Here is a 275-nt window from a genome sequence, read left to right on the forward strand (position 1 = left end):
TTGAGCAGAGGTTAGGTTGCGAAATTGACTAGCTTTGATTTGCTTCAGCACGGAATTGTTCACGTTTCACGAACTTGGTTTTGATTGGGAGTTTGTGAGGGGGAAGAGGGATTGGTTGGGGTGGAATTTGGTGGGGTAGAGGAGGAAGTTGAAAGATGATGTTAGGTGGTTTGAGTAGTGGAAGGGATTTTTGTAGGTTAGGTTTAGGGGTAGGCATGCGGACGTGGAGAGGGTTTTGAGTGATTGGTTTGTGTGGGAAGATTTTGATGGAAACT

Annotated in this window: 1 protein-coding gene; it reads right to left on the reverse strand. The window is 45.5% G+C overall.

Annotated features, from left to right (window positions below; translation table 11 throughout):
• Positions 1 to 28: 28 nt before the first annotated feature.
• A complete protein-coding gene (locus tag FS628_RS33285) occupies positions 29 to 268 on the reverse strand; it encodes a ribosomal protein L16 (RefSeq protein ID WP_369008912.1) in 240 nt (79 codons plus the stop codon).
• Positions 269 to 275 lie beyond the last annotated feature (7 nt).

Source organism: Paenibacillus xylanexedens (assembly GCF_007676705.1).
Classification (GTDB): Bacteria; Bacillota; Bacilli; order Paenibacillales; family Paenibacillaceae; genus Paenibacillus; species Paenibacillus xylanexedens_C.